This window comes from Banduia mediterranea (assembly GCF_031846245.1).
In the GTDB taxonomy this organism is placed as follows: Bacteria; Pseudomonadota; Gammaproteobacteria; order Nevskiales; family Nevskiaceae; genus Banduia; species Banduia mediterranea.
The window spans coordinates 1-13532 of record NZ_JAVRIC010000022.1; the positions used below are offsets into that span (position 1 = coordinate 1).

The window sequence follows — 13532 nt, forward strand, 5'->3', positions numbered from 1 at the left end:
GGGGTCCAGGAGGTTCATGGGGGACACAGTAGAACCCGGCCTCGAACGGCGCCACTCGCAGCACTCAGCGCGGCGACAGAGTGGTCGCTGCACACTGCAAAGAATGAGGCGTTTCCTGCTGTTGTCGATACTGCTCATCGCGCTGTGCGCGCTCGCCTGGCAGCGTGGTGCGCTGCACGTGGACGATCGCAATCTGCCGTGGACGCCGCTGCAAGCGGAGCAGGCGCCGAACTGGCTGACTGGCTACAAGCTCGCGCGCTTCGAGGACGACACACCGGCCTGTCTGCGGTTTCTCGAAGACAGTCGCCTGAACTTCAGCCCGCTTGAGGACCGGACCACCGGCGCGGGCTGCGGATTTCAGGATGCCGTGCGCATCGAATCGGGCGCGCTGGACTATTCGGGCACCTTCAGCCTGAGCTGCCCGATGGCGGCATCGCTGGCCGTGTTTCAGCGCCATGATCTGCAGGACGCAGCACGATCCATGCTCGGCTCGACCGTGACGCGCATCGACCATTACGGCTCCTACGCCTGCCGCAATCTGTACGGCCGTGACCGCGGCCGCCGCAGCGAACACGCCACCGCCAATGCTTTCGACTTCGCCGGCGTGCGCCTGGCTGACGGGCGACACATCAGCGTGGCCGCGAATTGGAGTGCGGACACCGCGGAAGGACGTTTCCTGCACGAGATCCACGATCGCGCCTGCCGCTATTTCCCGACCGTGCTCGGCCCCGACTACAACGCGGCGCACTCCGGCCACTTTCATCTGGACCGGCGGGGCCGCTTTCCGGTTTGCCACTGAAGCTTGTGAATCACCGATCGCCATATAGTTCGTCAACACAAGGAGCGTCGATGCCCCGAATGAAATGCCCTACGCTACGCCGGTCGATAAAATCCCCGCTCAAATTGTTTATATAGGTCTGGTTCATGAAGTTCGTCCTGGCACACCACAAGCCGATTGCTCAGGGACTCAACCGATGCGTCTACGCGCATCCCCATGATCCGGGCCAACTCATCAAGGTGCTGCGCCCCGACCGGGCGCAGTGGTACGATGAAAAGCGCTTCCGCTGGTACCAGCGACGACGACGCTACCGTGGTTGCAGTGGCTTTCTACAAGAGATTCGCGAGCATCTGGCCGTCTATGCAGCCGAGCGCGGAATATCGCCGCATCTGGAAAATATCGTCGGCATGACGGACACCGACCTCGGATTCGGACTCATCGTCGAAGCGCTGCGCGGCCGTAACGGCGGCTATGCCCCCCCCTTGTCCAAGGTGGTACGGTCCGGTGATTTCGATGCAAGCGCCCAGGCGGCGCTGGATCAATTCCTTGCGTGGCTTTTGCAAAGCCCCATCGTGGTAACGGATCTGACCTGGGGTAACCTGCTCTACGCCGTAGGCGACAACCACACTCAAAGGTTCGTGCTCATCGATGGCTTCGGCGAATCCGTGGCGCTTCCCTTACGAACATTTTCCGACTCGATCAACCGTCGGAGCAAAATCAAACGCATCGAGCAATTACACTCGAAAATCGATCAGGCCTTCTGCGCTAATGGCGTATCGGGCCAGGGGGCATGAACACTGATTCCAGGCAAGCGCTTGAGCGTCTCTACTCCCCGCGTGGCGGGCCTGTGCGAACCGTTCCCTTGGGTCGCACGAGAAAAATGACTTCATGTGGCTTGGGTACGGCACCGCGAATATCACCAACCGCCCATCGCACCAGCCTGGATTTCAGGTCTCGCTTGCGCCGCATTTCGTCCTGATAGTCAATCATATAGACAAGATCGAAGCGCTCGGCGATCAGGCGGGCCCAGGCGGGTCCAGACATGACATTCACATGTGCATTGCGGCCGTCCGGCAGTATTTGGTTCGCCAAGCGTGTCGACACCAGAATGAAGCCATGGCTCCTCGTCAGCCGAACCAGTTCATCGAGCACAGAGCCGAGGAACTCCGGTTCAATGTGTTCAAGGACGTCACAGCAAAAAAGCAGGTCCGCCGGCTCCGGACGGTGCGCGAGTTCCGAAAATGCCGGGTCATAACCACGCACATCCAGCTCCGGCAGCGAGGCCTTGAGCGCCTGCTTTCCGCAACCATAGTCAAGAACATCGCGAAGACCGTGTTCACGCACCAGGTGACGCACAATACCGGCCCAGCGGTGTGCCCCCTTGCCATAACGGGCATTGGATTGATGAACCGCTTCGTATTGCTTGCGATAGTCCTCACTGATCAGTTTGTCGTCAGACACGTTTTCCTCCAGGCCCCATGAGCCGTGACTAGGCCGTCGATTGGAAACGGATACCAAGTGCTTCGAACGCATCAGCGTGATAAGGCCGATCGCCCGAATACAGGCCGATGACATCGCAATCGGGGTTGAACATCGATGCCGTCAATAGCGGCGTTGAACGGCCATCGCCGATCACGACCTCAGGTGTGCGCCCCCACAGCAGATACAACAGCTCCACAGCCAGGTAGCGCGGAATCTCGACCCCATGGTCCAATAATCCGACCGGGTCACGGCTCGGCTCTCGCGGATGATACTTCACCGCAGTGCGCACGGCGGGCATGACGCTTATGAACTGAAGAAGACTGCTTGCCCACCGGCCATCCACATCAAGCGGTGGCAGAATCAATAGATTCGGGCAGCTCGGTATCGACGATTCCTCTCCCCCCACGCGGCGCCGTACGACCTCATGCGAGAAATGCCTGAGAACCGGGCTTCTCAACAAATCGACATCCAGCGCTTCCACTCGTCCTTCCAGTTCTGGCCTAACGGATTCGGGACGCAGGGCCAGGACACGCTGCGTCAGCATATGCGTGCCGAGCACCTGTATCGGTTGCCAGCTGCGCGACATGAGCATTCGCTTGCGCCACGAAACCCAGCGACTTGCCGGTGGCCCAACCCAATCCGTATAGAAAGCCGATCCATCTTCGATGCAGGTTCGCTCGCCGCCGTATCTGGCTACAACAGCCAATGCGATCTGCGCCACCTCATTACGGTCATTAAAAACAAACAGCGCTTCCGGCCTCTCTTCATCCAGCATGCGTGCCACTTCCGCACGAACTGCGCGGCGAGTCGGCCCGCGATCTCCCCAACCAGCCCGGCCACACACTCGCAATCGGGGGAGCAAGGACTGCGCCTCAGTCAGCGCCTCCAAATATTCATTCGAATTCTCGAACCGCCCGAAGAGAAAAATGGTGGCGGCTTGCGATTCGGCCTCAATATGGGCGAGTGCCAGAAGAATATGATAAGGCGTCGTCACCAAGTAAAATGCATGCGCATTGCCCATAGACCAGAGAGATAGTCGAAAATTAGCTCTTTAAATATAACCTGAGATCTCGAAGAAAGTCACTCTGCGATAATGCGGACGAATCTGTCGACCAAACGCGCTGTGGGCTCCTCAAGTTCCCCTACGGGCCGACGCCCAAGGCCCCGGCATTGTTCGATCGTGACGACAATGATTTGACCATACGGCGGGTTGATTCGGCTGCCCGCAAGCTCGTGTCACTACGCATTGAGAATGCTTTACTTGGCACTTTGCTCGTACACCATCCGGCGCTGGCACAATACACGCGCAGCTCATGATCTGGGGCATTTCGAACGCGATCCTGGGAGGCTGAACTAAACCAATACAGAAAGAATGCAACATGTGTGGAATTGCTGGTTTCGCCTTGCAACACCGGCACGACGACGGTCTATCGGTACTCGATGCGATGGCCGACAGCCTTCGACATCGCGGCCCCGAAGATGTGGGCCATTATCGCCACGAAGGTGTTGGCATCGCTCATACGCGCCTCGCAATCGTTGGAATCGACTCAGGGCACCAGCCGATCATCACGGCCGATCAACGCTACGTCGTGGTCTGCAACGGTGAGATCTACAATTTTCTGGAATTGCGGAACGAACTCGAAAGCCAGGACTGCACATTCACGACCGAAAGTGACTCCGAAGTCATCGTGCATGCCTTTTCGTGTTGGGGAACCCAAGCATTCGCTCGGCTCCACGGCATGTTCGCGTTTGCCCTGTACGACCGCGAAAAGCGTGAACTCTGGCTCGTTCGCGATCGCGTCGGCATCAAACCCCTGTATTTCCTGAGGGAATCAGGCCGGATTCTGTTCGGTTCCGAAATGAAAGCCATCGTCACAGCACTGTCGCGAACCGCCAGCGTGGACGGTGCCGCCCTAGGACTCTTCTTTCAGAATCAGTACTCAAGCGGACGACAAACCTTGTTGAAAGACGTCGCCCGGGTGCCTCCTGGCGTAGCGCTATGTATTGACGTCAACCTCGATTGCCGCCCCGTTCGATACTGGGCACTTGCGCCAATGGATCTGGGGGTTCGCACCCAGGAAGATGCCGAGGCGGCTTGGGAGCCATTGTTCAACCAGGTCGTTCACGAACATTGTCATTCTGATGTCCCCTTCGGAACGTTTTTGTCCGGAGGTCTCGACTCGGCAATCATCACCGCGATGCTCATGCGCGAGCACAGACAGCCAATCAACTCTTATAGCATCGGCTTCAGTGATGCTGTGGAGCGCAACGAGGTCGACGCAGCGCAGCGCATGGCAACACGGTTCGGGACGATCCATCAAACGGTCATGTTGCGCACTGACCAACTACTTGGGAAGCTGGTCCGCGCGGTCTGGTGCTCCGATGACCTGATCGCAGACTACGCATGCCTGCCGACCATGGTCTTGGCCGAAACCGCCGGTCAGGCGCTGAAGGTCATATTTACGGGCGAAGGTGGCGACGAAGTGTTCGGGGGCTACGGGCGATTCCGGCCTCATGCCTTGAAGCAGGCACTCAAATCGATTGCCCATCCGCGAGGCGGCGGCTATCGAACCAGCGGACAGTTCAATTCGAAGCTGCTGCCGCATATCTTCAAACCAGAGCTTCAATCCCATATCAGGGCTTTTCGTGAACCGGTCATTTCTGCCTGGAATGACTGTGCAGACGAATGGAGCCCGCTGCAAAAGCGTCAACATGTCGACATCGCCACCAGCCTGACGGACAATCTTCTGGTCAAAGTGGACCGGTCGCTCATGGCCAGCAGCATTGAAGGCCGGGTGCCCTTTCTGGACCATCGCGTCATCGAATTCGGGCTTGGGCTTCCCGATGCGCTCAAGATAGAACAGCGAACAGGAAAGATCTTTCTAAGACGATGGGCCGATAAATTCGTGCCGCACGCTCACGCCTGGCAACCCAAGTTGGGGTTTCATGTTTCCTTGAAAAAGCTGATGAATGACAACTTCCTCCTAAATCTGGAAGAGCTTCTGCCGAAAAGTCAGGCGATTCGACAGTGGTGCAACCCCGATGCCGTACAAGCGCTGGTTCGGCAACACCGTCATGACCGTCGCTATGGCTTCGAAACCTTCACCCTGCTGCAGTTCGCAATTTGGCACCACTTGTTCATCGAGGCTCCCGGCAGAGTTCCCGGCAGCACCGAATCCCCTCTTGAATGGCTATGAACCCGAGGACGCCGACCGATCAGGCAAATCGCCGCTTCAGCAAGGCGTAAAATTCAAGGTATTGCTTTATCGACGCGTCCGGATGATGGCGCTTGAGGAACAATTCCCGCCCGCAACCCGCCAGATGTTCTCGGAGCAGTTTATTGCCGAGGATGCGGGAAATGCATTGGCGCAAGCCTTCCCGGTCGCCGATATCGCAGAGCAAGCCATTATTGCCGTCCTGGATAAGCTCCAGCCCGCCATCGGTGCGCGTTGAAACCACGGGCAACCCGCAGCTCCAAGCCTCCATCATGACGTTGCCAAACGCCTCCTCATGAGACGGACATACGAAAACATCCATCAGAGGCAGTGCCGCAACGGGCTGGTCCACCCAGCCTGTCAGATGCGCGCGATCACCAAACGGCTTCGTCTGTTTTCGTAGCGCTTCGAACATGGGGCCATCCCCCATCAGAAGCAGATGTGTCGGGCGCCCCCCGATGCTTTCCTCAAGCTGTCCGAATGCGTCAATGAGGTCGTCGAATCCCTTTTTGGGTATGCAGCGCCCCATCGCGCCTATCACAAAAGCATCTTCAGGAATGCCCAACTCCGCACGCTTGACAGGGGGGACTGCGCCCATCGTTGAAGCGGGTAGAAAATTACGTATGCATATCACGCGATCCGACGGAAAGCCGGCCTGAACCATCCAATCGCGAAGTGCGGAAGTATTAACTACCCAACCATGCGCATGACGGAAGTATCGTGGCCGATAGTAGCCTCCAATCCGAGCGACGTGGACCATCCCACGGGGCACACGCGTCAACCAAGTCGCACGCGACATCCAGCTCTGAACCACGTCGACATGGCATTCTCGGGCCAGGGCACGCATCTTCAACGCGGACCTTATGTCGAAATAGTTGGACAGATCCAAAGCGTGTGCGCCCACATTCGGGGGCAACCTTGAGGCGAGTTCCGAACCGGGGCGAATGATCGCTTCGGTACGGTGTCCGCTTGCGACGAAGGCCGCGCACAAACGCAAGAAAAATGTCTCAGCCCCCCCCATCTGTCTACTGCCAATAACTTGCAGTGTGGCGACCAAACTTGTTTTCCTTATTCCAGAGGACTCGGTTATGTCGGTCCCGTTCCTATGAGCGCGACTGCGCTTACTGAGCAATCATCATCTGTAATTGTTCGCGACGTCCAACCGCAGCCTGCAGCTTGTAAAGGTAACGGAAGCGCATGGTCCGAGAGGCCCCCCAGGCCGTCACACGACAACGTAACGAGTAGAACGCGATCTTGAGCGGCAGGTTCAACCGCAGCCGCCTGCGCATTTGCTTGACCGTCAGCCGCTTGCGCATCGTCCGCCGATATTCATCGCCGCGGCCGGCGTTGTACCCACGAAGCAACAACTTTTCCATCGTGAGGTTCTCGTGCAACAACACGTGCCTGAGTCTCGCCTTTGGCAAATAGATCACACGCAGACCACGTGTTTTCAGTCGGGACACCAACTCGGTCTCCCCCCCCATTGCGTAGGTGCCGGACGTGGGACCTAAGTCTTCGCGGAAACGATCGCGCTTGAGCACAGAGGTTCGCAGCGCAAAGTTCGGCCCGAACGGCGTTCCCGGGAACTCGCCCTCACCCGTGCGTGGCTCGAACGCCGCGAAGCACTGTCCACGGAATGGAAAGTCCGGGTGCGTAATCCAGCTTTCCGTAGCCGGAGGAAAACCCGGCACGATGCACCCGGCGAAGATCGAGTCCTCGGACCAGCGCTGCGTACCTTGATACCATTCCTGCAACCAGTCGGCTTGAACGACCACGTCATCATCGGATAATACCGTGATGCGTCCGCGCAAGCTGGGAATCACTGTATTGCGCGCGCGGTTCTGTCCAGGCTCCAATACCTGCGACCAGCGCAGCGGAAGACGGGACTCGTACTCGCGCAGCACATCGAGCGTAGCGTCCTCGCTTCCGTTATCGACGACCACGAGTTCCCAGGCAATTCCGTCCTGAATCACCGCGCACATCGAATCCAAGGTATTACGCAAGGAATCCGCACGGGACCGTGTGGCAATGAGTACCGAAATGTCGATGCTTGCGGGCACCGAATCAACCGTGTTCGATACTGCCGTTAACTCATCGATGATCCCGGTTTGAGCGGCCACGGCCTTGTCTAGCGGTTGCTTCACCATTTCGCCGTTATTCAGAGAATCTTCGAATCCTAGCAGCCTGTCGGACTTGGGGGGCGTCGCGAGGGTTTGGTCCTGTGAGATGAAAATTTCGGGAGACCGAGGCGAATATCGGGAATTACTCAACGAGGGCGCCCGGAATTTTCAGCCGCAGGGCCGAAGTCGCAGTCGCAGTCGCAGTCGCAGTCGATCATCCTGAGTCCGACAGGCCGCCAGTGACGGACACTTGTCCGCTCAATGAACCGTTGGCGCCTCGTCAAACAATCTACGCAATCCGGCGTCAAGCCTGCACTCCAAGAGTGTCTCACCGGCACTGTACTTGATTCATCAGCGGCCGCGTGATGAGCATGCCAAACCGTCAAAACGCCGAATCGTCGCTCCGTACGGCCCGCATCCGAATCGATGGATTAGCGCGGATCTTCTTCTGGGTCCCGGAATCGCTCTGGCTCAGCGCCCACAGCGCTACGTACTTGTGCAGCGCGTATTGCGCGAGCGCCAGCGAGATCAGCAGGCCACGACGCCCGTCGAGTATTGACAGCCGCAACAGGTACTGTTGCGCGAAATCGGTGAAGAAGCGGGCACCCGCATAGATCAAGCCGCCGCGCTTGCCACGCGCGTATTTCTGCCGCGCCAGCAGACAGGCGTAATGCAGGTGTTTTTCCTGCATGTGTGCGTAGGACCGCCAGCTGTCGTGCTCCAGCTCGCCGCGCAGCAAGCCGACGCGGCACTCCGGCAACATGATCGCCTCGTGCACCAGATCGTCGCGGAAACGTGCGCCACGCCGCAGAAACAGCCGCGATTGCGGCGAGGTGAACCGACCGTAGCGCAGGGGTTTTCCAAACAACAGGGTTCGCCATGGCATCTTCAACAAGGTACGGTCGAAGTTCGGCGCGCACAGGACACGATCCACCTCCGCCCGCAGTTCCGGCGTTACGCGTTCATCCGCATCGATATAAAGAACCCAGTCGCCAGTGGCCTTGTCGAGCGCGCGGTTGCGCTGCGGACCGAAACCCGGCCAGTCGGTTTGCCAGACCTTGTCGGTATAACGCCGGACGATGTCCAAGGTTCCATCCGTGCTGCCGCTGTCGAGCACGACGATTTCGTCGACCCAACCAGCAATCGATTCGAGGCAGGCCTCGATCCGGTCGGCTTCGTTACGGCAGATGATCGTTGCGGTTATGGAAGGCCGCTGGTGTCTGGGATTGTTCATGTTCGGATGTCTGGTTGACCGCTAAACTGCATCGCATTCCACGCCTTCACGGGTCCGTGCCCGAAGAGAGACGGCACGAAAAAAAGACCCTGGCTATCCAGGCCAAGCACGCCTGGATTGTCGTCTCGCCGACATACCGCCCGCGATGGCTCTGAGGGCCTATGTTCGTAAGCAGACTTGACTGCAGGATTAACCGTCACAGAATTGCAAGGAAGAATCAGTGCGCAATTGGCATCGTCATAATCGGGTCCATGTCTCTCCGCGGCTGGCCGAGATCACACATTACGATCCGAGGCTGGAATGCGATCCGGCGGATGTGGGCATGCGCCGCGACAACGTGGATGTCATCTGGTCCGCCACCGAAACCCTGTACCGAACCGGACTGCACCCCGGCATTTCCCTGGTGATCCGGTGCCGCGGCCGAGTCGTGCTGCGGCGCGCCATCGGCCATGCCCACGACAATGCACCGGACCGCCAGGGGAGCGTGCGCCGCTGGATGCCGACAATGCTCTGGCCTCCGGCCCCAGCTTCTCGCGTCTGGAGAACGCGATGACCCGCTAGGATATTGATCGTCTTGCGCAGGTTTTCATCGATGCCTTCGTCGCCAGCTACGCCACGCCGCCGGCCGCGATCGTGCTGGACATGGATCACTCGGAGGATCGCACTCACGGGCAACCGGGCGCTGACACCCAAGGCCACACCGCTACTGGAGCAGACCCGTGCCCTGCACGCGCAACGCTGCGCCGATGCGCGCCGCTTCGCTCAGGCCGAGCCAGCCGCGACGCGTCTGTACGCGGATGTCGACTACCAGGCCGGCTCCTGGTCGCGCGCGGGGTCAGGACGAGAACTTCATCAAGGCGATCAAAAACGACCTCGGCAGTGATCGCACGTCCGACCACGGGTTCCTCGCCGACGCGCAATCCGGGGAAACAGCACTCTGCGCGTGCTCGAAGCACCCAAGACCCGCGATCATGCCCGCCGGCAGCACTTCGCTGGATCGGACTGGCGCAGAAATCGGCTCGGTCGAGCGCCGGTCAGCTGGCGGAGGGTGCCGAGCGGGGCGTGGGGGGGGGGTTATGGAAGCAATTGGCACGGCAGGCCATGCTGTGCCACATTGAAGTTCAATTGGCACAGTGGTGGGCAACATGGCAACAAATCCCTCAAACAACGAAGTCCAGCTCGGCGCGCAAGGGCGCCTGGTGATTCCCGCTGCCCTGCGCAAGGCCCTGCACCTGAATCCGGGTGATCGGCTGGTGGCCCGGCAAGAGGGCGAAGCGCTGGTACTGGAGCGGCGCGAGGCGATCGAGAAACGGCTTCAGGATCGGTTTCGCCACATTCCCAAGGAGGTCAGTCTGGTGGACGAGCTGATCGCGGAGCGTCGCGCCGAGGCGGCCAAGGAGACGGCGGAGGGGTGAGCCTGATTCTCGATGCATCGAGTCTGCTGGCGTTCTTGCACGATGAGCCCGGGGCCGACCGGGTCTGGTCGGTTCTGTCGGGCGCCATGGTTTGCGCGGTGAACTGGTCGGAAGTCGTGCAGAAATCGCTGCGCCGTCGGGCCGACATCTCCGGCATGCGGCAGGAATTCGTGGAGGCGGGCGTCGTCTTCGTGCCCCTCACGGCGGAGCAGGCCGAAATCGCCGCCCTGTTATGGGACAAGACGCGCCACTACGGCCTGTCTTTTGCCGATCGCGCCTGTCTGGCGCTGGCCACGGAACGCCAACTGCCGATCCTGACCGCGGATCGGGCCTGGTCCGGGTTGAGTCTGAATCTGGATATCCAGCTCATCCGCTGAGCGGCACCCATGCCCAAAAACACCCCCGAAGCCGCCTTTGAAACCGCCATCGAGGCGGTCCTGCTGGGCGCTGGCTATGCGCGGGTCGAGGTACAGGGCTTCGACCGCGAGCGGGCGATCTCCCCGGCGAGGCGCTGGCCTTCATCCAGGCCACCCAGGCCAGGGTGTGGGAAAAACTGGAAGCGCTGCACGGCGAGCAGACCGGCGCGCGGGTACTGGAATCCCTGTGCAAGATGAACGACGGGGTGAAGGAAAAGGAATTGCCGTGACACACAGGGGTGGTGGCGTCCGCACTACCAGGCGTCCGCGTCAATCTTGGCGCTGGGTCGCCCCGCTGACGGCGTCGATGCCGATGCCGGTTTCGAGCGCCACGGCGCGCTCCACCGCAAGCTCCGAGATCGACAGCATCAGCTCGATTTCCCGGATCATCGCCGCGCGATACGCCGCCACACCGGAACGCGCCGGTGGAGTCGTCGCCAGCGCACCATTCTGGGTCCGTGCGATCTGATTCTGGCCTTCTGCAACCACGGCGCCGTGTTCCTTGCGCCAGTCCTCGAACAGCACGCCCCAGATCTTCAGTTCCTCGTTGATCGCTTCGTCGCGCTTGGCGAGCAGTGGCTGATTCGCCGCGATTTCGGAAGGGTCCCGACATGGCGCTTCGCAGGCTTGCATGGCCTTGCTGATGTTGGCCTGTTTCATGCCGTAGGCGGCCTGCACCCAGCGCGTCCGCTTGGCGAGTGCCGCCTTGGGTTCGTTCTTGCCGCTGATCGATTCCAGGTAGCTGTCGTAAGCCCGCAGCGCACGCTTCACCTCCGGCGCGCTGGCGCCGTCGGGGTCCACGGGCGTTGCGGCGACGGGTGCGGTTCCGCCGTTGAGCGCCGCGATCTCGGCCTTTTCGGCCGCCAGCTGTTGTTTGAACGCCAGATAGGCCGGATTGATGTAGTCACCGCCCCGTTTCCAGGCCAGGGCATCGCCCACACTGGTCGGCGGCGGCGGCACACTGTTCATCAGTTCGACCAGCGAAGCCGCTAGCGCCGGGAAGCTGGAAAGACCCAGAACGGTCGCAAAGACAACAGAAATAGAACGCATGGCTGGACTCGAATCAGATAGGAAACCAAGACCTGCCTCGACGTCATCGGTGCATTCGCAGACGAGAACGCACAAGCACGCCTGCCGGAACCCGGCCCGCGCCTTTACGGGGGATTGCTGTGGTTTGCGCGCTGCGCTTCGCGCCCGGAGTTGCACCACACCATCGTCGGCGGGCCACCAGGTCGATACTTCGGGATTTAGTTACGCAAGAAAGAGACCCGCGGATGCGCACGGTGCACCGCTGCGCAGCAGGCCGCCCATGACGCCGGCGATACGAAAACGCGGCTGTTCCTGGTCTTCGCCGGCCTGCGCCACATCGACGATGATCGGCGCGTAGGCCGGATTCTCGGCGTGCAGCGAGACCACGGAGCCTTCGCGGCGATAGCGCTTGAGTGTGATGTTCTCGAAACCGGTCATCGGATCGAGCAGGCAGGCGGCGACGATATCGCCGCTGTTCGCGCGATCCTGGCGATGGATGCCGACCAGATCACCGTCCTGAATTCCGGCATCGATCATCGAATCCCCGCTGACGCGATGCAGAAAGTCGGCGCGCGGCTGGAACAGTGTCGGCTCAATGTTGAGCCAGTTCTCGGCATGTTCCGGTGCCGCCAGCGGCGCGCCGGCGGCGATGCGCCCCAGCAAGGGCAGGCCGGCGGGTTTCGGCGCGAACTGGCGCAACAACCGGATGCCACGCGCATCGTTGACAGCGATCTCGATCTCGCCCTTGCGCACCAGCGCCTGAAGATGATCGCGTGCCGCCGTCTGCGAAAAACCGAAGCGTGCCGCGATGTCGCGCTGGGACGGCGGATAGCCCTCCTCGCTCAGCGATTTCTGAATATAGGCGAGAATTTCGGATTGACGTGCGGTGAGTCCAGCCATGTCGCTTGCATCCTGCCGAAAGGTGGAATACTGTTCAGTTGAACAGTGCTTATCAGGCGAACAGTATGCGCGACCTCAGCATCAGCAGCAAGGCTCCAGCCGGACAGAATCTGCCGACACGCCGCAAGGCCGGTGGCCGCTCCAGCGGCATGGCGGTGGACATGCGCTATCGCCATGCGATGAAACGCCGCCGCGACAACGTGGCTGCCGAAGCACTGTGGCTGGAATGGCTGGTCCCGGCGACGGTGACCAGCCTGATCATCAGCCTCACGGCGTATCACCACAGCGCCCTGCTCGGCTTCGTCGGCTCGTTTTTCTGAACGCTTGAGGCTTTGCAGCGGCAGCCGGAAGCGGCCGCCGCAACAAGCGACGGACTCAGGTACCGCCGAGAAAGTCCATCTTGCCGAGTTCCACTCCGTTGTGCCGCAGGATGTTGTAGCTGGTGACAACGTGAAAATACAGATTCGGGACCGCGAAGCCCTGCAGGTATTGCAGGCCGGTGAAGCGCAGCTCACGCATACGCGTTTTCACCACCACCTGACGTTCTTCGCTGCCGTCGACTTGGTCCGGCGAGAATCCGGCCAGATATTCGAGGGTCTTGTCGAGACGCTCGATCAGCTGCGCCATCGTGGTTTCCGTGTCATCCCAGCTCGGCACGTCGCGCCCGGCCAGCCGCGCCATGCTGCCCTTGGCCGCGTCTGAGGCGATCTGAACCTGGCGGCGCAACGGAAACATGTCCGGCGCCAATCGCGATTCAACCAAGACATCGACTTCGTAACCGCGGGCCTTCGCGTGCGCATCCGCCTTGACCAGCATGTTGCGCAGATTGCCGATCATGCGTGTGAACACCGGCGCGGACGCCTCGTACATCGATATCGCCATACTGGGTTCTCCTCCGAACGACGTGTTGTCGGCGGCGATTCTAGTAGTCCGCCTAGTTGAT

At 60.3% G+C, this 13532-nt stretch carries 14 protein-coding genes and 2 pseudogenes; 7 read left to right on the top strand and 9 right to left on the bottom strand.

What is annotated here, in order from left to right:
- The first annotated feature begins 103 nt into the window (after window positions 1–103).
- Window positions 104–799, top strand: a complete 696-nt coding sequence (locus RM530_RS14000; RefSeq protein WP_311365874.1) for an extensin-like domain-containing protein — start codon at window positions 104–106, stop codon at window positions 797–799.
- A 125-nt stretch (window positions 800–924) separates the two neighbouring features.
- Window positions 925–1572, top strand: coding sequence for a YrbL family protein (locus tag RM530_RS14005; protein ID WP_311365875.1), 648 nt, complete (start codon window positions 925–927; stop codon window positions 1570–1572).
- 31 nt (window positions 1573–1603) lie between these two features.
- Here RM530_RS14005 and RM530_RS14010 read toward each other — a convergent pair whose 3' ends face one another.
- Together RM530_RS14010 and RM530_RS14015 are read right to left on the bottom strand one after the other, a co-directional pair.
- Complete coding sequence (locus RM530_RS14010; protein ID WP_311365876.1) at window positions 1604–2239, bottom strand: class I SAM-dependent methyltransferase; 636 nt, start codon at window positions 2237–2239, stop codon at window positions 1604–1606.
- 28 nt (window positions 2240–2267) lie between these two features.
- Window positions 2268–3281 carry a hypothetical protein gene (locus RM530_RS14015; RefSeq protein WP_311365877.1) on the bottom strand — a complete coding sequence of 338 codons (1014 nt, stop codon included), beginning with the start codon at window positions 3279–3281 and terminating at the stop codon, window positions 2268–2270.
- A 358-nt stretch (window positions 3282–3639) separates the two neighbouring features.
- Between RM530_RS14015 and asnB the strand changes: the two genes are divergently transcribed.
- A complete protein-coding gene (asnB, locus tag RM530_RS14020; protein ID WP_311365878.1) occupies window positions 3640–5457 on the top strand; it encodes an asparagine synthase (glutamine-hydrolyzing) in 1818 nt (605 codons plus the stop codon).
- 19 nt (window positions 5458–5476) lie between these two features.
- On the opposite strand, the gene RM530_RS14025 is transcribed toward asnB, so the two are convergent.
- The 4 genes and pseudogenes from RM530_RS14025 to RM530_RS14035 form a co-directional block, all read right to left on the bottom strand.
- The gene (locus RM530_RS14025) at window positions 5477–6073 is read right to left on the bottom strand and encodes a glycosyltransferase family 4 protein (RefSeq protein ID WP_311365879.1); all 597 of its coding nucleotides are present in this window, start codon (window positions 6071–6073) and stop codon (window positions 5477–5479) included.
- A gap of 27 nt (window positions 6074–6100) precedes the next feature.
- Window positions 6101–6496: pseudogene (locus tag RM530_RS19040) on the bottom strand (glycosyltransferase); the annotation flags it as partial.
- Between the two features lie 100 nt (window positions 6497–6596).
- Complete coding sequence (locus RM530_RS14030) at window positions 6597–7622, bottom strand: glycosyltransferase family 2 protein (RefSeq protein WP_311365880.1); 1026 nt, start codon at window positions 7620–7622, stop codon at window positions 6597–6599.
- Between the two features lie 355 nt (window positions 7623–7977).
- A complete protein-coding gene (locus tag RM530_RS14035) occupies window positions 7978–8829 on the bottom strand; it encodes a glycosyltransferase family 2 protein (protein WP_311365881.1) in 852 nt (283 codons plus the stop codon).
- A gap of 486 nt (window positions 8830–9315) precedes the next feature.
- Between RM530_RS14035 and RM530_RS14040 the strand changes: the two are divergent.
- The 3 genes and pseudogenes from RM530_RS14040 to RM530_RS14050 form a co-directional block, all read left to right on the top strand.
- Window positions 9316–9743: pseudogene (locus RM530_RS14040) on the top strand (transposase); the annotation flags it as partial.
- Between the two features lie 231 nt (window positions 9744–9974).
- Entirely contained in the window at window positions 9975–10244 is a 270-nt protein-coding gene (locus tag RM530_RS14045) for an AbrB/MazE/SpoVT family DNA-binding domain-containing protein (protein WP_311365882.1), read from the top strand.
- On the top strand, window positions 10241–10621 hold the full coding sequence (locus tag RM530_RS14050) for a type II toxin-antitoxin system VapC family toxin (RefSeq protein WP_311365883.1): 381 nt from the start codon (window positions 10241–10243) through the stop codon (window positions 10619–10621). Before RM530_RS14045 ends, RM530_RS14050 begins: the two co-directional genes overlap by 4 nt.
- 309 nt (window positions 10622–10930) lie before the next feature.
- On the opposite strand, the gene RM530_RS14055 is transcribed toward RM530_RS14050, so the two are convergent.
- Both RM530_RS14055 and lexA read right to left on the bottom strand, forming a co-directional pair.
- A complete protein-coding gene (locus tag RM530_RS14055) occupies window positions 10931–11710 on the bottom strand; it encodes a hypothetical protein (RefSeq protein ID WP_311365884.1) in 780 nt (259 codons plus the stop codon).
- Between the two features lie 201 nt (window positions 11711–11911).
- The gene (gene lexA / locus RM530_RS14060) at window positions 11912–12589 is read right to left on the bottom strand and encodes a transcriptional repressor LexA (protein ID WP_311365885.1); all 678 of its coding nucleotides are present in this window, start codon (window positions 12587–12589) and stop codon (window positions 11912–11914) included.
- A gap of 65 nt (window positions 12590–12654) precedes the next feature.
- Between lexA and RM530_RS14065 the strand changes: the two genes are divergently transcribed.
- Window positions 12655–12909, top strand: a complete 255-nt coding sequence (locus tag RM530_RS14065) for a hypothetical protein (protein ID WP_311365886.1) — start codon at window positions 12655–12657, stop codon at window positions 12907–12909.
- A gap of 55 nt (window positions 12910–12964) precedes the next feature.
- On the opposite strand, the gene RM530_RS14070 is transcribed toward RM530_RS14065, so the two are convergent.
- Window positions 12965–13471, bottom strand: coding sequence for a DUF1993 domain-containing protein (locus RM530_RS14070; RefSeq protein ID WP_311365887.1), 507 nt, complete (start codon window positions 13469–13471; stop codon window positions 12965–12967).
- Window positions 13472–13532: the final 61 nt, after the last annotated feature.